The sequence below is a fragment of the Serratia sp. PL7 genome, assembly GCF_945957435.1.
The window spans coordinates 43,783-66,207 of the sequence record NZ_CAMFLB010000035.1; the positions used below are offsets into that span (position 1 = coordinate 43,783).

Genomic DNA, 22,425 nt, shown 5'->3' on the forward strand with positions numbered 1-22,425 from the left:
TTAACCTCGGCGGCTTTTTTTATCGTTCAACGAGCGGGATTATTCCATCCATTCGGTATGGAATACGCCTTCTTTATCGGTACGCTTATAAGTATGAGCACCGAAGTAGTCACGCTGCGCCTGGATCAGGTTGGCAGGCAGCACCGCAGAGCGGTAGCTGTCGTAGTATGCGATCGCCGCAGAGAAGGTTGGCGTTGGGATACCGTTCTGCACCGCATAGGAAACCACGTCACGCAGCGCCTGCTGATACTCATCGGCGATTTGCTTGAAGTAAGGTGCCAGCAGCAGGTTGGCGATGTCGGCATTCTCAGCGTAGGCATCGGTGATCTTCTGCAGGAACTGAGCGCGGATGATGCAACCGGCACGGAAGATCTTGGCAATTTCGCCGTAGTTCAGATCCCAGTTATTTTCCTTGGAAGCCGCTTTCAACTGAGAGAAGCCCTGTGCATAGGAAACGATTTTACCCAGGTACAGAGCGCGACGAACTTTCTCGACAAACTCGGCTTTCTCGCCGCTGAAGGCTGCAACTTTCGGGCCGGTCAGGACTTTAGAAGCCGCTACACGCTGGTCTTTCAGAGAAGACAGGTAACGTGCGAACACAGACTCGGTGATCAATGACAGTGGCTCACCCAGATCCAGAGAGCTCTGGCTGGTCCATTTGCCGGTGCCTTTGTTGGCCGCTTCATCGAGGATCACATCAACCAGGTATTTACCCTCTTCGTCTTTCTTGGTGAAGATGTCTTTGGTGATGTCGATCAGGTAGCTGTTCAGCTCGCCCTTGTTCCACTCGGCGAAGGTTTCAGCCAACTGCTCGTTGTTCAGATTCAGCGCCTGCTTCATTAAGGAGTAGGCTTCTGCGATCAGCTGCATGTCGCCATATTCGATACCGTTGTGCACCATCTTCACGTAGTGGCCAGCACCGTCGGCACCGATATAGGCCACGCATGGCTCACCTTCAGCCACAGCGGCGATTTTCTTCAGGATGGGTGCCACCAGCTCGTAAGCTTCTTTCTGGCCACCAGGCATGATTGAAGGCCCTTTCAGCGCTCCTTCTTCGCCACCGGAAACGCCGGTGCCAATAAAGTTGAAGCCCTGAGCAGACAGCTCGCGGTTACGACGGATAGTGTCCTGATAGTAGGTGTTACCACCGTCGATCAGGATATCGCCTTTATCCAGGTGCGGAGTCAGCGAGGCAATGGTCTTGTCCGTAGCTTCGCCCGCTTTTACCATCAGCAAAATGCGGCGCGGTGTTTCCAGCGATGCAACAAACTCTTCGACGGTGTAGTGCGGCACCAGGTTTTTGCCTGGGTTCTCTGCAATAACTTCGTCAGTCTTGTCGCCTGAACGGTTAAAGATAGAAACGGTATAGCCACGGCTTTCGATGTTCAAAGCCAGATTGCGGCCCATCACCGCCATGCCGACAACGCCGATTTGCTGTTTGGACATTAGGAACTCCTGTCTGAGGATGACACCTGTATCACGGCTCTTGGCCAACAGGTTTTTGATGTGGCCAACATGTTAACTCAGGATTGTGTTCGCTGGGTAGTGATTGGTGCGATAGGTCACATAATTGCATATCACGGATAGACAATGCGGTTTTTACAAGCGCTTCTCGATCAGCTGCTGGTATAGCTCAATGTAGCTTTCCGCCATACGTGCAGAAGTGAACAGGTCCTGGAAACGCTTTGCAGCATTCTCTCCGTAACGGGCTGCCAACTGCGGATCGTTCCACAGTTGCACCATCGCTTGGCGTAATACATCAGCATCTGACGGAGGTACGACGATGCCGGTTTCCTTATCCAGATTGATGTAGGTTGTACCTGTGCCGATCTCACTGGAAATGAGCGGCTTACCAAACATCGCCCCTTCGAGCAAAGTGATACCAAACGCCTCTGAGCGCAAATGGGACGGGAAAACCACGCTGTAGCACAGTTGTAATAAGGCAGCTTTATCTTCATCCGGCAACGCGCCAAGGAAGTGAATATTGTTTAAACCTAAATCTGCGGCCTGCTGTTTCAACTCTTGCTCGATCGGACCAGCTCCAACGATCACCAACGGGAAGTCGGTGCCTTTTACCGCTTCAAGCAGAATATGGAGACCCTTGTAGTAGCGAAAAGCGCCAACAAACAGGAAGAAGCGATCGCCCACCTTTTGTCGCCAATGGTCGAGGTGCTGTTCATCCGCCATAGGATAAGAGTTCTTATCCAAACCATAAGGGATCACTTTGACTTTTGGCAGGTATTTCTGCAAGGTCACGCTCGTTTCCACATAGTTTGGCGAGGCCGCAACAATACAATCAACCGAATCTAAAAATTTGTTCATCAACGGCGTATAAAATTTTAACGCCAACTTTTGCTTCACTATGTCCGAGTGATAGCTCACAATCGTCGGTTTTTTGACACCCGCGATAAAATGCACCATATCCATAAATGGGTATGGAAAATGATAATGAATAATATCCGCCTGTGCAGCCAACTGTTTAAACTTTTTTACTGCACTGATAGAAAATGGCGTTGACGCTACTTCAAAATTTGTTGCTGAGTAATAGGCTGAGTGCGAGCCGACGCGTTCATTATCAATATCACCACGCGTGCTTAGCGACAGCGTTGTCGATTCGATATCATGACATATGCCAGCTTCGCTTAACTGGTAGATAACCTGTTCAATGCCGCCAAAAGAATCAGGATAATATGTTTTATAAAAATGCAGAACTTTTAACATGAAAGCTATTAAACCTGCTGATATGCGTGAATAGTCTCTGCGGCACAACGCTGCCAAGAGAAGGTTTTTGCCCGACTTAAACCACCAGTGATGGCAGATTCACGCCAAGTCTCATCTTCAATGCTCTGATGAATTAACTGCGTCAAGGTTTCGACATCCAAAGCGGCGCAGGTCAACGCGCACTCTCCAACCACTTCGGGTAACGAAGAACTGTTTGAACACACCACCGGCACGCCCGATGCCATGGCCTCCAGCACCGGCAACCCAAACCCTTCATATAACGATGGGAATAGGAAGCTCCTGGCGCCAGCGAATAGGTAAGGTAAATCTGATGACTTGGTGTAGCCCAGATAACACAACCACCCTTCGCGTTCAGCCTGTTCAAAACGCACGTGCAAAGCCTCACTACGCCAGCCTTTAAAGCCGCTGATAGCTAATGGATAAGCCTTTCTTAAGCTAAGTGGCAACCGTTCGTAGGCGGACAGCAAGGTTTCAATATTCTTGCGCGGCTCAATCGACCCGGTAAATAAACAATATCGCCCTGCCTGCAGCCCATACTGGGATACTACGGCAGTAATAGACTCGGGATCGCGCGGGTAAAATTCCCCACTGCTAGCCAGCCTTGCCGCATATACTTTATTAGCAGGCAAGTTAAAATAATCCATCACCTCTTGCCGTGTAAAATCTGAGTCAGTGATCAAGATATCGGCACGTTTCATCGTCAGCAGTAGTTCTTTCTGCATAAAACGGACGCGCTCTTGAGGATGACATTGTGGCCATGTAAAAACAGAGAGATCGTGAAAGGTGGCTACGCTAGGCCCAACTTTGGGAGGTAAATAGAAATTTGGGCCGTGGTAGATGGCATCTGGGTGTTTCTTTAACGCTAACGTTTTTAACCAGGGAGCCGTCAAACGGTATAGCTCAGAGGCAACTCTGCTTTTTTGCACCATATGACGCAAACCCTGGCTTGAAGAACTACTTTCCCTGGCTTGCGGTATTTGCTTACTTAGCCTACGCCCCTGAAGAAATAGAAGCTCGGATATCTCCGAGCTTTTAGTTAAACAGTTAGCTAACTCATAAGCATATCGGCCAATCCCAGTTAACGGATATTTAATCGGGTCAGTACCAAATATGACTTTCATCGTCAGTTTTCCAGCATCCAGCGCAACGTTTCCTCCAACGGAGGAGTATCCCAATCACCGACAAGACTGCGCAGTCTTGTCGCATCGCCACACAGTATCTTGACTTCGTTAGGACGGACGAAAGCCGGATTTACGCGGATATCCAAGTGGTGCGATGTGATTTTCTCACACAAATCAACCGCATCACGTAAAGAATAAGTTCGCCCAGAGCAGACATTGATCGTTTCGCCGATAGGCTTGACCCGTAACAGTGCCACATAGGCCTTGCTCAAGGCGCGAACATCGGTAAAGTCACGCCAAACGTCGATATTACCGAGCTCGATAACGGCAGCCTTACTCTTGTAGTGCTTGACGATTTTCGGCAACAAGAAATTATCTGCCTGGCCAACACCGGTATAATTAAAGGGCCGCGTAATGAATATCGGCAGTTTATCCACCCACAATCTGGCCATAAACTCCATGGCCAGCTTACTCACCGCATAATCATTCGCTGGGTTGGCAGGGGTCTCTTCACCGAGTTTACCCTCAGTGCTGTTACCATAAACATTGGCACTGCTGGCAATTAACACGGCATCCAATGGATGCCCACTGTCGGAGAGTGCCTGGAGTAAGTTCCGGGTGCCCTGCAGGTTTACGCTATAGAAAGCATTCGCGTCACCATGGCCCACAAACGCAATGGCCGCAAGATGAACAACGACATCTGGCTTAACCTGGCCGATAGCTTCCGCTAATGCCGCTTCGTCTTGCAAGTCTACCTGAAAATAGTCCGCCTGAGCCGAAGGTAATGAACCCAGCCCATAAACCCGATATCCGGCAGCGGATAATTCCGCTGCCACATAACGGCCGGTAAATCCATTGATGCCCGTAACCAAGGCACGTTTGCCGGCGCCGAACATCAGAAGGAGGACCCTTTCTGATTACGTACAAGATCCTGCTCCACCATCATCTGGCACAGCTGCTCCAGAGTGGTCTTAGGCTCCCAACCCAAAATTTCCTTGGCGCGAGCTGGATTACCGATCAACAGTTCCACTTCTGCCGGACGGAAGAATTTCGGGTTAACGCGAACCAGCGTTTTGCCGCTAGCAACGTCAATCCCTACCTCTTGCTCATCTTTACCTTCAAAGCGCAGAGTATAACCGGCGGCTTTGAATGCCATGGCAACGAAGTCACGAACGGTTTCTGTGCGGTTGGTTGCCAGCACGAAGGTATCCGGCTGCTCAGCCTGCAACATACGCCACATGCCTTCGACATATTCTTTGGCAAAACCCCAGTCGCGTTTGGCATCCATGTTACCCAGTTCCAACACGTCCAGTTTGCCCAGTTTGATTTTGGCAACGGAGTCAGTAATTTTACGGGTAACAAACTCGCGACCACGCAGCGGCGACTCATGGTTAAACAGAATACCGCTGGAAGCGAAGATACCGTAGCTTTCACGATAGTTGATAGTCATCCAGTGGGCATACAGTTTAGCAACGCCATACGGGCTACGCGGGTAGAATGGCGTATCTTCTTTCTGAGGAACAGCTTGTACTAAACCGAACATTTCAGAGGTTGATGCCTGATAGAAACGGATTTTAGGATTAACGATGCGGATCGCTTCCAACAGATTAACCGGGCCAATGCCAGTGATTTCCGCTGTGGTAATAGGTTGTTCAAATGAAACACCAACAAAACTTTGCGCTGCCAAGTTATAAACTTCTGTTGCACCTGTTTGTTGCAACAGACGAATACTGGCAGACAGATCGGTCAGATCATATTCAACCAAATGCAGATTGGAGTGTTGCGCAATGCCCAATTCCTCAATACGCCAGAAATTGACAGAGCTGGTACGGCGGTATGTTCCATATACTTTATACCCTTTATCCAGCAGCAACTCTGCCAGATAAGCGCCATCTTGACCCGTAATACCAGTAACAATCGCTATATTCATAATAATTCGTCAACTCTAATCAATAATTAATGACAATGCTAAGTAAAGTCTCATTGGACCACATTACGACAAACACTAACAAATTCGTCTTCGACCATTTTCCAGCTAAATTTCTGTGCTGTTTCAAAGCCATTGAGGCCCAGTCGTTCACGCAAAACAGGTTCATTCAGAAGCTGTGTCAAAGCCACTGGCAATTCCTCAGCCCCAACCATCAGAGCGTTTTCCTGATCGACAGCCATATCATGAAAAGCCACACAGGATTTATTGGCAATAACTGGTTTTTTTGCCAGCCACGCTTCGAGCAACACTATACCAAAGCTTTCACTAGAACTCATATTTACCAGAGCAAGACATGACATCAGAGCTCCTCGTACTACGGAACGAGGCTGTCTCTCTAAGTAAGAAACATAAGGTGAGTTGATGGCGACACCATCATCATCCGGCCCAATCATCACCAAACGGAGTTTCTTGCCAGACTGATTAATAGACTCAACTGCCTGGATCACCGCTCGATACCCTTTGGCACCAGACTTGCGCCCCAAGACAAGAACAAAATCCTCATCACTAGCGTAAACCCGGTTAAACTCGGCACGATCGCTTTCCAGAAACTCTTCTTCAGTATCCGCACCACCAGGCAGATACTCAGAACGACAGCCCTTCTCGGCATAGAAAGCACTGGCTGCTTTAGGTACCGTAAGCACTTTTGTCGCATTACGAGCAGCATTAAGTAGGTCTGGGAAATGATAGTAATCATCATCCAGATGAGCATGTGGTATCAACAGAGAAGGCACATTGTTTTGTTTTGCTACTTCAAGGGCAAAAGTGGCCGGTTTGAACACAATGTTATGTGTGACTAATAGGTCATATTTATCGATATTTGAGGCAATGTAGCTCTCCATTGAAGAAGAGTGTGGTCCTCTTATATCCGTCAGAGCCACATTTAGCGGGAAGCGAGTCTGCTCGGCTGCACTAGATAGGACATTAAACACGTTCTCTGCCGGAATACGTTTGGCATCCGCCAACGGTGTTTGAGCAAGATCCAGTGGAACATCATCAATGTGCAACTCGTTAAGAATAAAACCTAATGGCCGAGGATCCTGTCGCCCGATGAACTTGTTTGACGTGAAAATTTCAAGCAATCCACCTTCAACAGTCAGTTCAATGGCAAAATTATTTTCAATTTCTTGACTGAGGTATACGGCTCCACTTGAAGACTGCAGGGTGACCAGTGATTTTTCTGGAGAGTATCCCGTTAACTTTAGCTTGCTGGCTTTTGCGACATTTACCGCACAGGATGAATAACTCCACCGAGAATAGTTCGGAGCCTCTCCCTCTAAATCTGCCCATCCCCACGCAAGCCCATCCTGAAGAGACTTTCCAGCTTGCTGAACAATGGCCTTTTCAAATGCCGGCTGGACTCGCCACGCTAAATTCATTGCCTCGTGCTGGGCAGGTGTAGGCACATGATCTACCGGGAAGCGGGCAAAGCGCAGGTTGGACATTTCGATTGGCGCCCCCATTTCAGCATCAAAATCATAGCGTTCCATAAAGCGAGCATGATTGTTTATTCTGCTAACTTCTGTCGTCACGACATCGATCTCAAAGTCTTGGGTATCTCCAAGGGCTTTCAAGAAGCGTTTTAAATTCGACTCTGCGCCCCCAAGCTCTGGGTAAGTATAACGGTAGGTAACAAAGAGTACCTTGCGTTTCGGCTTTTCCAGGTTTACTAATAAATCGACAAATTTTTTGGCAATACCCACCATAGAAAGGTTGGCAAGGAAGATATTTTTTCGCTCTTGTCTCATTTCGTCGGAGAAAATATTATCAGACGTTGACAAGGCATTTATCACACTTGAGAACGCCTCAGGCTCGGCCAAAGCGATATGCTTTTGGATATTCTCAGGGTAACCACGCAAACCAAACTTAGTGCTGACAACAAACAAACCATTCGCAAAAAAATCCGCCAACTTGATGTTAGAGCCGCTACCTGAAATCACCGGATTTACTGCAAACAAACTATTCTGAAGAATGGCACATTTAGTTTCCTCATCGACCATGCCCCACAAAATGACGTTTTTCGCAGGTTTAACACCGATCGAGTCACAAACAGAACCAACAATATTAAATTGAACGTCGGGGCATTTAGGCACAACTTCCTTTAATAGATAGTTAATAGCATCTACGTTTGGCATATGTGCCGAACCAAGGAATACCGCTGATTTTTTTTGTACCTTTTTCGCTACTTGCTGGTTTAAGCTTTCACTAATAGCAACAGGCAACTGTGAGCCGTTACGAACAACGACCATAGGCCCGGCGGTTTTTTTACCTACTAACAGACTATAGGCATCATCATCGGAGACCGCGATCGTAGCTGCAGATTTTTCGACCGCATTCTTTTCAACCGCAGTAGCCATATCAATCAGATAGTCTTTTTTAGGGTGCCATTCTAATAATGAAGATTTTAGCTTTGTTTCATCATTTTGCGATGAGTATATAAACCGATCGTGATAAGCAATCGGCAATGGTGTCATATAAGGGTGCTCTACCACGATGAAACGTGCGGATTTTTTAAGGATATTATAGACAGCAACCAATAGATTGTTTTTTGCGCAATGGTTGCTTGCGATGATATCATCACAAGAAATATGGAACTGTGAATTTAACTCATCAACTTCTTTGCGGTGATCTATTGATTTAGGAATACTGATTACATGTGTTTTATCATTATATTTTCTTGAAGATAATTTTTCATCATCTGAAAAACAAACGAAAACGACAGAAGAAATATCATTAACTGCCTGATACAGTCCTCTAGTTCGCGTAGCGCCGCCCCCCACACCGGAGAAAGAATTGTAATCATTGAGAACTAAGGTATAAGTATTAGGCTCTTTGACTAAACGCTCCAATTCAGGGAGAAGATTCGCAACTATGGCATCCCAAGTATAGTTTTTACTGGCCAGATGCTTACCAGCAAAACCTATCTCGACGGTATTTTCAAAGTTTTCATCAGCAAGATGATGGTTTAACAGCGCAGGAAAATCAGCAAGCGCACCTTCAATAAAATGTGTACCTGGTTCAATATTAAACCCTCGCATACCGAACGAAGTAGACAGAATAGGTAAAGCATAAGAGAAATAATCCAAAGCTTTGATGTTAGAACCGCTGCCAGACTCCATCGGATTAAGGGCTATACTTGCATTTTCAAATAGCCGAATTTTCTCCGCATCTGAAACTCGCCCATGCCTAATAACATTCTTGGCATATTTTCCTTCAGGCAAGCACCCCCCTATAATATCAAACAGAATATTAGGGCATTTCGGGGCGATTTCTTTGGCAATGTAGGATGCCGCTTTCACATTGGGTAAATGAGCACTGCCGACAAAAACAACCGAGTGGTTACTCTTTTTGCTACGCAAAGGGACAACACGGTGTTGTTCAATCATGCCATTAGGCGAGTAGAACATCACAGACTCTTTATGCGGCGCGATTTTTTTAAATGATTCATAATCACTTTCGCCACAGTACAGAATCAAATCTGAATTATTCAACAGTTTTTCTTCAGCTTTCGCCACCAACTCAACGATAGGTCGTGATTTTTCTGCTGGATGAAGGGTTTGATACAGTTCTGTTTCACAGTTGTGTGAGTTGTAGATTCTTGGTTTACTGTCCGTACCCATGAAAATATCGTAATCAACAGTAAATGGGAAGTCATGAATAATAATATCTGCGGAATCATACTCACTTAGGTATGCCGCTAACATGGCGGTTGGGTATAGCGCACTAGCCGCTATGGTGGGAGCAGAGAGATCTCCATGTCCATCGGCAAGATGGCCCGACAACGCCCCCCAGCATCGGTTAAAGTGGTTATCTTTCGGGATCCGACGCTCCACAAATGTTGCTGTGTGATATATCGTTTCCTCATTAACATCAGGATGAGTAGAGGTAAGCAATGTTATATGATGATATTTACTCAAAATCTTATAGAAATTATAAAGTTTAGACTCACCACCATTGGATACCGGAACAAAGGCCGGAAAGAAATTAAGAGCTAGTATTCTTTTCATTATCTACACATACCATCCATTAATAGAACCATGACTCAAGCACTGATTTTTGCTTCTCATGCATGCCGGTTTTTTTAACAGCGCAAACCGATTCTTGCTCTGTTTTCCCATAATGGTTTTCAGATAAAGTTACGTTAGTAAAAACCGATACAGAAGGTGCATCATCATAATCTCGTGGCAAATTTCTTTTTAATTTATATTTTAGCCCAGGATAACGATTCAACAAGCGCACCACCCGCTGCCTCAACTGCGGGCGGCTTGACACAAAGGTACTAGCCGCAGAGACTAAACCTTTACTTTTTTTTTTAGCTACCGATTTGATGCCTGAAAGCAATCTCCGAGGTTGGAAGACCAATTTGATAGACTTTGACGCCAGACGCAAAGGATAAGTTAACTTCCAAGAGTTACAAGCATAAACCAAATCAAGTTCATTACGTAAGCCGTCTGCAACTCTCTTCTGTGCGTCTATCTCTACAGTCAAGTTCGCACAAGTTTCCGCATGAATTTTGCTGTTTGTATCACTGTCAGACAAACTCCGAGCATGCTGCTCGCCCGCAATTTTCTCGATAGCGGCATCAACTTTCGCTGAAAGTTGCTTGATTAAGTTAAGATGCTCATCTTCTTTCTTTTTAAATTCTGCAACCAGAGTCTGGTTTTCTGCACGCACATCACTGGCTAACGTATCTATTCTACTGACCATAACGTTCTGTAACTGCTTAACCTGCCAGTCCATGTGGTTTGTTGCGGTCGACAGATGGCTCTCAAGAATGGCGGAAACCGGAATATCTCCGATAATATCATCTTGATCAAGATAAGTAGCATAAATACTCTTAAAGCTCCATTGCTGGCTTGGCATCATCCATACCTTTGTCATCCATTTCTGATATTTCTCGGGAAAATCATGAGGCGAGATAAAACGTGGCCGCTGACTTCCTTGTTCCCTAATCGTATGCTGCGCAATCTCTTTTATAAGAATAAAGAATGACAGCATCTGGCCATAAAGATCGTCACCATCGCTGACGGAACTAGTGATCGAACCATAATCAATAATATAGACCTGCGAGTCATCACCGATCAAAATATTCCAAGGTCTAAGATCGTTATGGTATAAGCCCTGAGCCTCAAGAATAGTTATTTGGCCAAGGATGCCTTCGATAATTTTTTCATCATCGTACTCATCGCCAGCCAAGACAATATCAAGCAATAGACGCCCTGGAACCACAGTTCTTACAAGCCATGACTCGCTATCATTGCTGCCATAGCAAAACAACTCAGAAGAACGGAATCCAGGGATCTCCTTTTTCAAAAAGACAGATTCATTCATTAACTCTGAGTAATTAGAGTTCGTGCTATTTTTCAAAAAGATCTTAATGATTTTATCATCTGAAAAATAATAACGTCTGTTGTTACCATGATAGAAATTATCGAGTTGATGAGAACGGCGTGTGAAATGGTCAATAACGCCGTAATGCTCATCAATGTTCCAATATTTATTGCTGGCAAAGAACAATGGCCGTTCGACCGCGGATAAATGAGTGCCATACATCGAAAGATGATGGCTGAATGCATAAGACTCAATCAGTTGACGCGGGTCTTCTGGTTGAGATGCGGCCCAATACAAGGGTTCTGTATTTAATGCAAATTCAAAGATGCCGGTTTCGACTTTCTTGGAGAGCATTTTGAATAAATCAAAAACATACTCTGCACCATGTTCATAGACCAGATGATGGAACACGCTTAACCCGAGAACTAAATCGTACTCCTGCTCTTTCACTCTTTCTTGAATAATAGTTTCTATGCTGCCCAACAAAAACTCTACGTTAAAACTGCTATTTTCTGCTGCCAATTTTTTGCATACATCGACATTTGGCTGACTGTAGTCCACAGCAGTGACAATCGCACCACGCTCAGCCAAGCTGAGGCTAAAGAAACCTTGTGCACAACCTAAATCCAGAACTTTTAGAGGGCGCCCTTTCTCTCTAGAAATGTAGTCGTATGCAGAGGCGATGGTTTCTAATCGATCAAGGCAACTACGTGATGCCTGCGCTGTAAATTCCGGATGCTTAAAAATCGGTTGATAAACTTCAGGTAATTGTTTTACCAACGCTGCAATTGATTGTTCTTGATGTGTCATTAGAAAAACTCCTCAACCTGTACAAAATCAGCCTGCATATCGACTAAGCCCCACATATGGACGTTATTGGTAACTTTCAACAGGACAGAATCATATCTTCTGTCCACCGGATCTGTCGTCTGTGTGGGATCTCCAGCAGAAAGCCCAAGAGAAAGCAAATAAGCCCCCTCATTTAGGCAAAGATTCAGGCTAAACTTATAGATTACAACATGCCCAGACTTTCCATCAGGTAATATTTTACCTTTACTTGAAAGGTATGAATTACTTCCATAGATAAACACCCCTTCAAGACTCTTGATTAAGATACCTGGAGTGATATGTTCAAAATCATGCTCAAAAAATACTTTAACATAGACATCCAACTTATCGTTGGTATTGATGACAGACGGATACTCAACACCACCGCAAACCGTCATATAATCGATAATTTTAGCGCCACCCTGCCCCCAGCGGTGTTCCTCTTTAAGATACCCTGGCCGAGTATGGTAGAGATCTTCCGAATTCTGGTTGAGCGTTATAGCTTTGTTTTTTTCAGTCTCAACTTTCTTCTTACCAAACAAGTCATCCATATACATATTGACAACTTCTCTAGAAGGTCCATCGGCATATATTTTTCCAGACTTTAAAAATATAGCTCGATCGCACTGCTTGGATATATCCATTACCGCATGGGATACTAACAGTAGTGTCATCCCCTGTTTCTTATACTCAGCAATCCTTGAATAACACTTGGCTTGAAAGTAAACATCACCAACTGACAAAGCCTCATCGACAATTAGAATATCAGGTTTTGTTGCTGTTGCTACTGCGAACGCAAGGCGAGCTTGCATACCGGAAGAATACATTCTCAAGGGTTGCTCAATGTATTCACCAATCTCAGCAAAAGCCTCAATTTCAGGGAACAACGTTTCGATTTCTTCTGTGGAATACCCTAACAACTGGCCTGCCATATGCACATTCTGACGTCCGGTAAAGTCAGGATGAAAACCAATACCTAACTCGAGCAATGCTGCAATGCGACCATTTACTTTGATTTCACCGGTTGTCGGTTGCGTGGTACCTGTAATTAATTTTAATAATGTACTCTTGCCCGCGCCGTTAACACCAATGATGCCAACAGACTCACCCGCTTCAATAGTAAAATTGATATCGTTAAGTACAGACTTGACATTATGCCTTTTTTTATTACTAAGCCCCCACCATTCAATCAGGCGGCTCCATTTATTAGGATAACTTTTATATACTTTGCATAGCTGATTGACAATAATGCTTCCCATTATAATTCATCCACCATTTCGCCAATATGTTTCCTGAACAAGCTCAAGCCAATGATACAGAGTATAACGCCCAAAATAAGAGGGTAGAGTAACCCTGTCCAATTTGGAAAAATGCCATTAACCAGGATCTTCTGGCATGCCTCAACAACGCTAGCCATAGGATTGTATTTCATCAATGGGTGGAGACGCTCAGGAAGAATTGTGGCTGGATAAATAATAGGGGTCAGCCAGAACCAAAACTGTAGAACGATGCCAAAGAATTGACCAACATCACGGAAAAATACATTCAAGACACCAACAATGATCCCAAGCCCTACAGCCAGGATCATCATGATGGTCAAGACAGGAATAAGCGCAAAATAAGGTAATCCAGGAAAATCATTACTGATAATCAAAAAAACCGTAAACAATGAGAAAATAATTGAAAAATTGACTAGTGCACTGCCTATCACAGTAATCGGCAGGCATATTTTGGGGAAATTCAATTTTTTAATCAGATTAGCATTATCTAAAAATACGTTTTGCGATCTTACAATGATATCTGCAAATAATCCCCAAGTCAGGATCCCTGCACAAATATAGATACTATAAGCATATTGGGAATCTACGCCAGGTAGCTTCGCTCTCATAACCTGAGAAAAAATCACAGTGTAAACCACTATCATAGATAGTGGATTTAACACGCTCCAAGTCACCCCAAGTAAAGAGTTCCTATACTTGGATTGAAATTCCCTTTTCACATTACCAAGGATGAAACCACGATATTCCCATATTAATTTTAGAAATTTCACTATCTCACCTTTACTTGATGAAGGTTTCCAAGTCAGAGACTTTGATCTGGACCTTTTCAGCGTAACCTTTTGTTTCAACATTCAATCGCAGTAAAGGTTCGGTATTTGATGTGCGAATATTAAACCGCCAATCAGCAAATTCCATGCTTAGCCCGTCAGTTCTGTCGATTTGCTCCGCCATCGGTGTGTACTTTTGCTCTATTGACTTGATAATCTCACTGGCGTCATTAACCTTATAGTTAATTTCTCCGCTACAAGGATAGGCATTCATACGCTCACTCACCAGTTGTTCAAGTGACAAGCCACTTTTGGCAATCAACTCGACAACCAGTAACCATGGGATCATGCCACTGTCGCAATAGGCAAAACTACGGAAATAATGGTGCGCACTCATTTCGCCACCATAAACCGCATCTTCTTTGCGCATCCGCTCTTTAATAAATGCATGTCCAGTTTTCGACATCACCGCTACACCACCGGCATTTTTTACGATATCAATGGTGTTCCAGGAAAGACGGGGGTCATGTATGATTTTTGCCCCTTTTTCTTTTTGCAGAAAGGCTTCTGCCAGTAGGCCAACTATATAATAACCTTCGATAAAGTTGGCTTTATTGTCGAAAAGGAAACAGCGGTCAAAGTCGCCATCAAACGCGATCCCCATATCAGCCTGGTGCTCCAATACCGCTTTTGCGGTATCAGCACGACACTCTGGCAACAAGGGGTTGGGAATACCATTTGGGAATTGGCCGTCCGGCTGGTTATGGACCTTAACAAAGGAAACGGGCACATTATCTTGCTTGAAACGCCGTTCAATCTCATCGATCACATGGCCGGCAGCACCATTCCCTGAGTTGATCACCAACTTCATTGGGCTTAGCGTCTTGGTATCAATGTACCCTAACAGATGATCTACATAATCATTCAGAATGGAGATCTGCTGATAGCTACCACGTTTGCTTTCATCAACCGGAGCGAAGTTATTCACTTCGGCCAATTCCTTAATCGCAAACAGGCCTGTGTCGCCACTGATAGGCTGTGCATTCTCACGCACCAGCTTCATACCGTTATAGTTCATAGGATTGTGGCTTGCTGTAACCTCGATTCCACCATCCATATTGAGATGGAATGTGGCAAAGTAAACTTCCTCTGTCCCACTTAGCCCAATGTCAAAAACATCAGCTCCGGCATCACGCAGGCCATTAGCCAAAGCCAATTTTAATGCTTCACTAGTCAAACGCACATCGCCACCCACGATAATGCGCTTTGGCTTTAAATATTCGCCATAGGCTCGCCCGATGCGGTAAGCAATATCTTCGTTTAACTCTTCACCAAGTTGACCGCGAATATCATAAGCCTTAAAGCATGTTAAACTGTTCATTAAAACCTCAAAAATTAGCAACGCCCGTAGTGATCTTTTATGCGGATAACGTCGTCGTCCCCAAGATAAGAGCCAGACTGAATCTCAATCAATTCTAGCGGAATGTTTCCTGGGTTTTCTAAACGATGGATAACCGCAACTGGGATGAATGTTGACTGGTTCTCGGTAATCAAGAACGTCTTGTCGCCAGTAGTCACTCTCGCGGTGCCGGAAAGCACGACCCAATGCTCAGCGCGATGGTGATGCATTTGCAAAGAGAATGCTTCACCTGGATTCACGGTAATACGATTAACGTTAAAGCGTTTCTCGGCAACCAGGATGTCACAACGCCCCCATGGACGATACACTTCACGATGCCGGCGATATTCACTACGCTTGTTCTTCTTCAGATGTTCAACAATCTTTTTAACATCTTGAACCTTGGATCTATCTACTACCAACACGGCATCTTTGGTGTTAACAATCACCAGGTTTTCTACACCGATAGCAGCGACCAGCTTCTCGTCAGTGTTGATGTAGCAGTCACGGGAGTCATAGAGGAAAGTATCCCCGGTTAGCGCATTACCCGCCGAGTCTTTCTTGCTTACTTCCCACAACGCCGACCAAGATCCGACGTCACTCCAACCAGCATCTAGAGGAATGACCACCGCATCGTGAGTCTTCTCCATTACCGCATAGTCAACCGAGTCATCCGGGCAGGCAGAAAACGCATCGCGATCAACATTGATAAAGTTTTTATCGCATTCGGTGTTATCAAGCGCATCACGGCAAGCCGCAAGGATATCTGGGCGGAATTTTTCCAGCTCTTCCAGATAGCGCTTGGCACGAAACATGAACATGCCGCTATTCCAGTAGTATTCACCGGTTTCGATATAGCTTTGTGCCGTCTCGCTGTCAGGCTTCTCTACAAACCGTTGAACTGGCGCAGCCACCGAACCATTCTTACATTCCCCACGTTGAATATACCCGTAACCCGTTTCCGGCCCGGTGGGGACGATACCAAAAGTGACCAGACTCTTTGCAGCCGCATGTGGCAGTGCCAGGTCAATGGCACGATGGAATGCTTCCACATCGTTGATAATGTGGTCGGCCGCCAACACCAGCATGATAGGGTCGTTGCCCTGGGCAATGGCATTCAATGCGGCTAAGGCTATCGCCGGAGCCGTGTTACGCCCTACCGGTTCCAGAATGATGTTGTGGGATAACATGTCGATCTGCCGAAGTTGTTCAGCAACCATAAAGCGGTGATCTTCGTTACAGATTACAACAGGCTCACTGACGCCGACACCATCAAGCCGCTTTAACGTCTCTTGCAGCATTGAATGGATGCTATGCAAACGCAGAAATTGCTTGGGATGGAGTTCACGGGACATTGGCCATAAACGACTGCCTGTGCCGCCTGCCATAATTACGGGTAGTAACATTATTTATCCTTTATTACGTTAAGCTGAAAAGCTTCAAGTAATACAATCACTTAACAAAAATACGCCAATCGCAGTCTTTAACTCGCTTTCTTAGGTCATCACTCAGTCTTAATCCTCTTGGCAATCAGTATGCCATTATTCCGATTTTCACCCAAACCCTCATACTTTGTTACATCATGAAGTATAATGGTTGACCGTAGAGGTGAGGTCAAAAAACAACCAAAAAGCCATTTTACTCACTGCCAAATCAAAAAAACACGCTACCGCCCTTGGCTCAACAGCTACCAATAGACTGAAAATAAAGTATAAATTTTACGTTTTGTCCAATCCTTACGCTAAGTTAAGCATACAACAAGGCACACGATCATTACTTAAACGCGTACTTATGCCCATTGGACGAGATTTTTGTTGCGTATGCTACCACCTAAGCGGACAAAACACCTGTACATTGTCCGCTCTTTCAGTTTAATCTGAAGACGGTTGTTGGTTTATTGAGCTACCCGCCTGCTCTATTAGCAAATTTTTTTATATCAATTAATTAAGATCGAAGAAATCCCTAAATTCTGTAACAAAGCCTGCAAATAGATAGTCACCTTATCATTGCAAGGGCGAAAAAAAAGCCCATAAATGGGCTTTTAAGAATGCGCTATGTTAAAGAATTTTCTTAGTTTTTACTAGCATAACCCTGCGGATTGTTCTTCTGCCAGTTCCAGGTATCACGCATCATCTCGTCGATACCACGGCTAACTTCCCAGCCCAACTCTTGGCGCGCCAGGTTGGCGTCGGCCCAGAATGCTGGTAAATCACCATCGCGGCGCGGCAAGATCTGATAAGGAATAGCGACGCCTGAAGCTTTCTCGAAAGCATGCACCATTTCCAGCACGGAGAACCCAACACCAGCTCCCAGGTTATAAGCTTTGAATCCTTCGACCTTCTTCAGGTGATCCATGGCCATCAGGTGGCCTTCAGCCAGATCCATGACATGAATGTAGTCACGCACGCCTGTACCGTCTTCCGTTGGATAATCGCTACCGAAAACACCCAGCTTCTCCAGCTTGCCGATAGCAACCTGCGAGATGTAAGGCAACAGGTTGTTAGGGATGCCATTGGGATCTTCGCCGATCAAGCCAGACTCATGAGCACCAACTGGGTTGAAGTAACGTAAAGCGATAATCGAGAACTGTGGCTCTGCCTTAGCAAAGTCCTGCAGGATCTGCTCAACCATCAGTTTTGATGTGCCATACGGGCTAGTCGTACCACCAATAGGTGTGGTTTCAACATAAGGTACTGGAGAGTTAGCGCCATAAACAGTGGCTGAGGAACTGAAGATAAACTGATGAACTCCGGCACGACGCATCTCATCCAAGAGCACCAGGGTGCCAGAGACGTTGTTCTGATAATACTCTAACGGTTTGCGGGTTGACTCCCCTACCGCCTTGAGACCAGCAAAGTGGATCACCGCAGAGATACGGTGACCATCGAAGATGCGGTTCAGACACTCCGGATCTTGAATGTCGCCTTGATAGAAGATGGCTGCTTTACCTGTTAACTGCTCCACACGGTGCAGTGACTCTTCGGATGAGTTCGATAGGTTGTCTAGGACGACAACCTCCTCTCCACGTTCCAACAGAGCCAGAACGGTGTGAGAACCGATGTAGCCGGCTCCGCCGGTGACTAGAATTGCCATCTGAACTCCTTGCAAGCGCCTGATGCGCTGAAAATGAATATTTTGAGCTTCTATTCTAACCTTCCGGTCTCGAAGAGTATTGAGTCATGATAAATATTTTGTTCAAAAAAAAGGCCACATCTCTGCAGCCTTCTCGAAGTCTTCCGTTTCAAAGTCATTCACCATGCCCACTGCGCCCATCATGGTTGCGTGGAAACCCTTAGATGAATTTAACAGTTACTTAGGTTGAATGGTAATAATCTCGTCAATGCGACCCTTCCAAGGGGACAAGATGACTCCTTGGCTTTGTATTTTTTCGCAGTTAAGCACAGAGTACTTTGGCCTTCTTGCTGGCGTAGGATACTGTGACGTTGTAATCCCATTAACTACCGGTGCCTTGGCTAAAACGCCGTGCTTGATTGCGGAGGAAAAAATAGCTTCAGCAAACTCATTCCAAGCTACCGTCTGATCGCCACAGAAATGATAGACCCCACCTGCTGATTTCTTCTGCAGGAGCACGATAATTGCCTGAGCAATATCACCCGCATAGGTAGGGCAACCAAACTGGTCAGATACCACGCCTAAAGTGTCACGATCCTGCGCAAGCCTTAGCATGGTTTTAACGAAATTATTTCCATACTCACTAAAAACCCAGGCCGTACGAATAATCAACGCATCAGGTTGATGGTGGCTAACCGCAATCTCGCCGTCCAGTTTAGTTTTGCCATACACCCCTAGCGGGTTAGTTGATGCGGTTTCAATATAGGGGGTAGTCGCCTCACCATCAAAAACGTAATCCGTAGAAACATGCACTAGTCGAGCCCCCACTTCGTTGGCCGCCAAAGCCAAATTCTTCGGGCCCACTTCATTAATTAATGCAGCGATTTCGTGGTCAGTTTCTGCTTTATCAACTGCAGTGAATGCGGCAGCATTCACAACAACATCAGGTCGATAATCAGCGACAGCACTCTTTACCTTGTTAAGATCAGTGATATCAAGCACATCTGCATCAGTTGCCCACACATCCCACCCGGCGGGTAAGCGATCCTGGAAACAACCACCCAGTTGTCCTTTCGCACCAGTTAGTAAGATTCTCATAGTCCCAGATCCTTGAATAACTTGCCGACTTTATCTTTTTCTGACAACAATGGATTATCGATAGGCCATTCAATACCAACCTGCGGATCATTCCATAGTAGACAACATTCTTGTGCTGGATTGTAATAATCGGTGCATTTATATTCGAAATCGGCAACATCAGAGAGCACAACGAAACCATGAGCCAATCCCGGCGGGATCCAGAACTGTGCTTTGTTTTCTTCTGAGAGAATAACGCCTTCCCAAACACCATAAGTTGGAGAGTCAGGACGAATATCCACCGTGACATCGAAAACCTCACCACGTACAACCCGTACCAGCTTCCCCTGAGGATTAATCTTTTGGAAATGAAGGCCACGCAATACACCGCGTGCAGAACGGGAATGGTTGTCCTGAACAAAGTCGAGATCGATATCTAACATTTCTTGATAACGTTTTTTTTCAAACGTTTCGAGAAAAAACCCACGCGCATCACCGAAAACTTTCGGCTGAATAATTTTCACACCATCGATTTTAGTGTCTATTACCTGCATTTTTGTTACTCCCCGATCAAATGCGACAAATACTGGCCATAAAGTGTTTTGCCAAGTAATCTGGCTTCTTCAGCAACTTGTTCACGAGAGAGCCAGCCCTTGCGGAAAGCGATCTCTTCCAGACAAGCAACTTTAAAACCCTGACGTTTTTCAATGGTATGAATAAATTGAGATGCTTCAATCAGGCTGTCGTGAGTGCCAGTATCCAACCAAGCAAAACCTCGTCCTAGCAACTCAACATTCAGCTTACCAGCGTCCAAGTACATTTGATTAAGCGTAGTGATCTCTAACTCACCGCGGTGGGATGGTTTTACCTGCTTGGCCATTTCAACAACTTCATTATCGTAGAAATACAAGCCGGTAACAGCCCAATTAGACCTAGGTAAGGCAGGCTTTTCTTCAAGAGATAATGCGCGGAAATTGTCATCAAATTCGACCACGCCAAAACGTTCAGGGTCCATTACCTGATAGCCAAATACCGTGGCTCCGGATTCTTTTTCAACTACATTTTCAAGTTTTTTACCAAAACTTTGGCCGAAATAAATATTATCCCCCAGAACCAATGCACAACGATCACCATTGATGAATTCTTCACCAATCAAGAAGGCTTGAGCCAAACCATCTGGGCTTGGCTGGATAGCATAACTCAGGTTGATACCAAAACGACTTCCGTCACCCAGCAAGCGCTGGAATGAGGGCATATCGTCGGGTGTGGATATAATCAGAATGTCACGAATTCCGGCCAACATGAGTACCGAGATCGGGTAGTAAACCATCGGTTTATCATAAATTGGCAACAGTTGTTTAGAAACACCACGCGTAATCGGATACAAACGAGTACCTGAACCACCCGCCAGTACAATTCCTTTCATTTCAAATTCCTAAATTAGATTTACGGTTTAAACCCAGACGCTCACCAGCATATGAACCATCTTTAACACGACTCCACCAGGCTTGGTTAGCCAAATACCACTCAACCGTTTTTCTAATGCCGCTTTCGAAGGTTTCTTGCGGTTTCCAACCCAGTTCACGGTCAATTTTCGAGGCATCAATCGCATAGCGCATGTCGTGGCCAGGGCGGTCAGTCACAAAGGTGATCAAATCTTCATACTTGAGCAGATTGCCAGGCTTATTAGGGACCAATTCGTCCAGCAACCGGCAGATGGTCTGCACCACGTCTATATTCTTACGTTCGTTATGACCACCAATGTTATAGGTTTCCCCAATTGCACCTTCACAAACAACCTTGTACAAAGCCCGTGCATGATCTTCCACATACAGCCAATCCCGAACTTGAGCACCATCACCGTATACAGGTAAAGCTTTACCCTCCAGCGCATTAAGGATCGTCAGCGGTATCAACTTTTCGGGGAAGTGATAAGGACCATAATTGTTTGAACAGTTGGTCACAATAGTCGGTAAGCCATAGGTACGCAGCCAAGCTCTGACAAGATGATCGCTTGAGGCTTTCGAGGCTGAGTAAGGACTACTTGGCGCATAAGGCGTGGTTTCCGTAAACAGATCTTCCATCCCGTGCAAATCGCCATAAACCTCATCGGTTGAGATATGATGGAAACGGAAAGCTTTTTTAGCCGAGTCATCCAAAGCTAGCCAGTACTGACGCGCAGCTTCTAGAAGAATATAGGTGCCCACGATATTGGTTTCGATAAATGTAGCAGGTCCATCAATTGAACGATCAACATGGCTTTCGGCGGCCAGGTGCATAACCGCATCAGGCTGGAACTCGGCAAATACACGGTCCAATTCCTGACGATTGCAGATATCTACATGTTCAAATTTGTAGCGCTCACTGGTAGCGATTATGCCTAGAGATTCTAGATTTCCGGCATATGTCAGGCTATCTAAAACCAATATGTTGTCCTGAGTATGGCTAATAATATGGCGAGCAACGGCTGAGCCAATAAAGCCAGCACCACCAGTAACTATAATTTTCATATAACCCTCTATAGGTAGCACAATAGGATAGCAGATTGACTGTCTTATTGTATTTTTAACTATACTGTTAGTGAATATATCTTCAGACAATCGTCTCGGTATCTATTAGCATACAAATAATGCTGTGCACATATACAAACCGATAACTTATCAATTAATTGCCATGAGGTAAAATCGAACCAAAAAACCGTTATTTAAATTACTAAACTAAAAGTTACTCTGAAAACAAATAAGTCCCGATGTAAAAAACTTAGGTATTAAATTAAAAACCCTAAATAACCAAATAAATGTCATTCTAGATAAAAATGATG

16 protein-coding genes are annotated in these 22,425 nt (G+C 45.2%); all 16 read right to left on the reverse strand.

Going from position 1 to position 22,425, the window contains the following annotated elements:
• Window positions 1-39: 39 nt before the first annotated feature.
• Window positions 40-1,446, reverse strand: a complete 1,407-nt coding sequence (gene gndA / locus N6G83_RS49685) for an NADP-dependent phosphogluconate dehydrogenase (RefSeq protein ID WP_211134792.1) — start codon at window positions 1,444-1,446, stop codon at window positions 40-42.
• Between the two features lie 153 nt (window positions 1,447-1,599).
• The gene (locus N6G83_RS49690; RefSeq protein WP_211134791.1) at window positions 1,600-2,721 is read right to left on the reverse strand and encodes a glycosyltransferase family 4 protein; all 1,122 of its coding nucleotides are present in this window, start codon (window positions 2,719-2,721) and stop codon (window positions 1,600-1,602) included.
• Window positions 2,722-2,729: 8 nt separating this feature from the next.
• Window positions 2,730-3,863, reverse strand: coding sequence for a glycosyltransferase family 1 protein (locus tag N6G83_RS49695; RefSeq protein ID WP_199063735.1), 1,134 nt, complete (start codon window positions 3,861-3,863; stop codon window positions 2,730-2,732).
• A gap of 2 nt (window positions 3,864-3,865) precedes the next feature.
• Complete coding sequence (locus tag N6G83_RS49700) at window positions 3,866-4,759, reverse strand: GDP-mannose 4,6-dehydratase (RefSeq protein ID WP_199063734.1); 894 nt, start codon at window positions 4,757-4,759, stop codon at window positions 3,866-3,868.
• Window positions 4,759-5,793: a GDP-mannose 4,6-dehydratase gene (gene gmd / locus N6G83_RS49705; RefSeq protein ID WP_211134790.1), complete on the reverse strand. Its 1,035-nt coding sequence runs from the start codon at window positions 5,791-5,793 to the stop codon at window positions 4,759-4,761. Before gmd ends, N6G83_RS49700 begins: the two co-directional genes overlap by 1 nt.
• A gap of 50 nt (window positions 5,794-5,843) precedes the next feature.
• Window positions 5,844-9,857, reverse strand: a complete 4,014-nt coding sequence (locus tag N6G83_RS49710) for a glycosyltransferase (RefSeq protein WP_260524235.1) — start codon at window positions 9,855-9,857, stop codon at window positions 5,844-5,846.
• 19 nt (window positions 9,858-9,876) lie between these two features.
• Window positions 9,877-11,991, reverse strand: coding sequence for a methyltransferase domain-containing protein (locus tag N6G83_RS49715; RefSeq protein ID WP_211134788.1), 2,115 nt, complete (start codon window positions 11,989-11,991; stop codon window positions 9,877-9,879).
• The gene (locus N6G83_RS49720) at window positions 11,991-13,268 is read right to left on the reverse strand and encodes an ABC transporter ATP-binding protein (RefSeq protein WP_211134787.1); all 1,278 of its coding nucleotides are present in this window, start codon (window positions 13,266-13,268) and stop codon (window positions 11,991-11,993) included. The genes N6G83_RS49715 and N6G83_RS49720 overlap by 1 nt, the downstream gene beginning before the upstream one ends.
• Window positions 13,268-14,062 carry an ABC transporter permease gene (locus tag N6G83_RS49725; RefSeq protein WP_039995732.1) on the reverse strand — a complete coding sequence of 265 codons (795 nt, stop codon included), beginning with the start codon at window positions 14,060-14,062 and terminating at the stop codon, window positions 13,268-13,270. The genes N6G83_RS49720 and N6G83_RS49725 overlap by 1 nt, the downstream gene beginning before the upstream one ends.
• A gap of 7 nt (window positions 14,063-14,069) precedes the next feature.
• Entirely contained in the window at window positions 14,070-15,437 is a 1,368-nt protein-coding gene (cpsG, locus tag N6G83_RS49730) for a phosphomannomutase CpsG (protein WP_211134786.1), read from the reverse strand.
• 14 nt (window positions 15,438-15,451) lie between these two features.
• A complete protein-coding gene (locus N6G83_RS49735; protein WP_211134785.1) occupies window positions 15,452-16,861 on the reverse strand; it encodes a mannose-1-phosphate guanylyltransferase/mannose-6-phosphate isomerase in 1,410 nt (469 codons plus the stop codon).
• A 664-nt stretch (window positions 16,862-17,525) separates the two neighbouring features.
• Complete coding sequence (gene galE / locus N6G83_RS49740; protein WP_211134784.1) at window positions 17,526-18,548, reverse strand: UDP-glucose 4-epimerase GalE; 1,023 nt, start codon at window positions 18,546-18,548, stop codon at window positions 17,526-17,528.
• 216 nt (window positions 18,549-18,764) lie between these two features.
• On the reverse strand, window positions 18,765-19,625 hold the full coding sequence (rfbD, locus tag N6G83_RS49745; RefSeq protein WP_211134783.1) for a dTDP-4-dehydrorhamnose reductase: 861 nt from the start codon (window positions 19,623-19,625) through the stop codon (window positions 18,765-18,767).
• Entirely contained in the window at window positions 19,622-20,158 is a 537-nt protein-coding gene (gene rfbC / locus N6G83_RS49750; RefSeq protein WP_211134782.1) for a dTDP-4-dehydrorhamnose 3,5-epimerase, read from the reverse strand. The genes rfbD and rfbC overlap by 4 nt, the downstream gene beginning before the upstream one ends.
• A gap of 5 nt (window positions 20,159-20,163) precedes the next feature.
• Window positions 20,164-21,030, reverse strand: a complete 867-nt coding sequence (gene rfbA, locus N6G83_RS49755) for a glucose-1-phosphate thymidylyltransferase RfbA (protein ID WP_211134781.1) — start codon at window positions 21,028-21,030, stop codon at window positions 20,164-20,166.
• A gap of 1 nt (window position 21,031) precedes the next feature.
• Window positions 21,032-22,114, reverse strand: coding sequence for a dTDP-glucose 4,6-dehydratase (rfbB, locus tag N6G83_RS49760; RefSeq protein WP_211134780.1), 1,083 nt, complete (start codon window positions 22,112-22,114; stop codon window positions 21,032-21,034).
• Window positions 22,115-22,425: the final 311 nt, after the last annotated feature.

What these genes read in the sequence shown, in the direction of transcription:
- gndA (WP_211134792.1), bottom strand. Translation starts at nt 1,446, where the DNA reads ATGTCCAAACAGCAAATCGGCGTTGTCGGCATGGCGGTGATGGGCCGC.
- N6G83_RS49690 (WP_211134791.1), bottom strand. Translation starts at nt 2,721, where the DNA reads ATGTTAAAAGTTCTGCATTTTTATAAAACATATTATCCTGATTCTTTT.
- N6G83_RS49695 (WP_199063735.1), bottom strand. Translation starts at nt 3,863, where the DNA reads ATGAAAGTCATATTTGGTACTGACCCGATTAAATATCCGTTAACTGGG.
- N6G83_RS49700 (WP_199063734.1), bottom strand. Translation starts at nt 4,759, where the DNA reads ATGTTCGGCGCCGGCAAACGTGCCTTGGTTACGGGCATCAATGGATTT.
- gmd (WP_211134790.1), bottom strand. Translation starts at nt 5,793, where the DNA reads ATGAATATAGCGATTGTTACTGGTATTACGGGTCAAGATGGCGCTTAT.
- N6G83_RS49710 (WP_260524235.1), bottom strand. Translation starts at nt 9,857, where the DNA reads ATGAAAAGAATACTAGCTCTTAATTTCTTTCCGGCCTTTGTTCCGGTA.
- N6G83_RS49715 (WP_211134788.1), bottom strand. Translation starts at nt 11,991, where the DNA reads ATGACACATCAAGAACAATCAATTGCAGCGTTGGTAAAACAATTACCT.
- N6G83_RS49720 (WP_211134787.1), bottom strand. Translation starts at nt 13,268, where the DNA reads ATGGGAAGCATTATTGTCAATCAGCTATGCAAAGTATATAAAAGTTAT.
- cpsG (WP_211134786.1), bottom strand. Translation starts at nt 15,437, where the DNA reads ATGAACAGTTTAACATGCTTTAAGGCTTATGATATTCGCGGTCAACTT.
- N6G83_RS49735 (WP_211134785.1), bottom strand. Translation starts at nt 16,861, where the DNA reads ATGTTACTACCCGTAATTATGGCAGGCGGCACAGGCAGTCGTTTATGG.
- galE (WP_211134784.1), bottom strand. Translation starts at nt 18,548, where the DNA reads ATGGCAATTCTAGTCACCGGCGGAGCCGGCTACATCGGTTCTCACACC.
- rfbD (WP_211134783.1), bottom strand. Translation starts at nt 19,625, where the DNA reads ATGAGAATCTTACTAACTGGTGCGAAAGGACAACTGGGTGGTTGTTTC.
- rfbC (WP_211134782.1), bottom strand. Translation starts at nt 20,158, where the DNA reads ATGCAGGTAATAGACACTAAAATCGATGGTGTGAAAATTATTCAGCCG.
- rfbA (WP_211134781.1), bottom strand. Translation starts at nt 21,030, where the DNA reads ATGAAAGGAATTGTACTGGCGGGTGGTTCAGGTACTCGTTTGTATCCG.
- rfbB (WP_211134780.1), bottom strand. Translation starts at nt 22,114, where the DNA reads ATGAAAATTATAGTTACTGGTGGTGCTGGCTTTATTGGCTCAGCCGTT.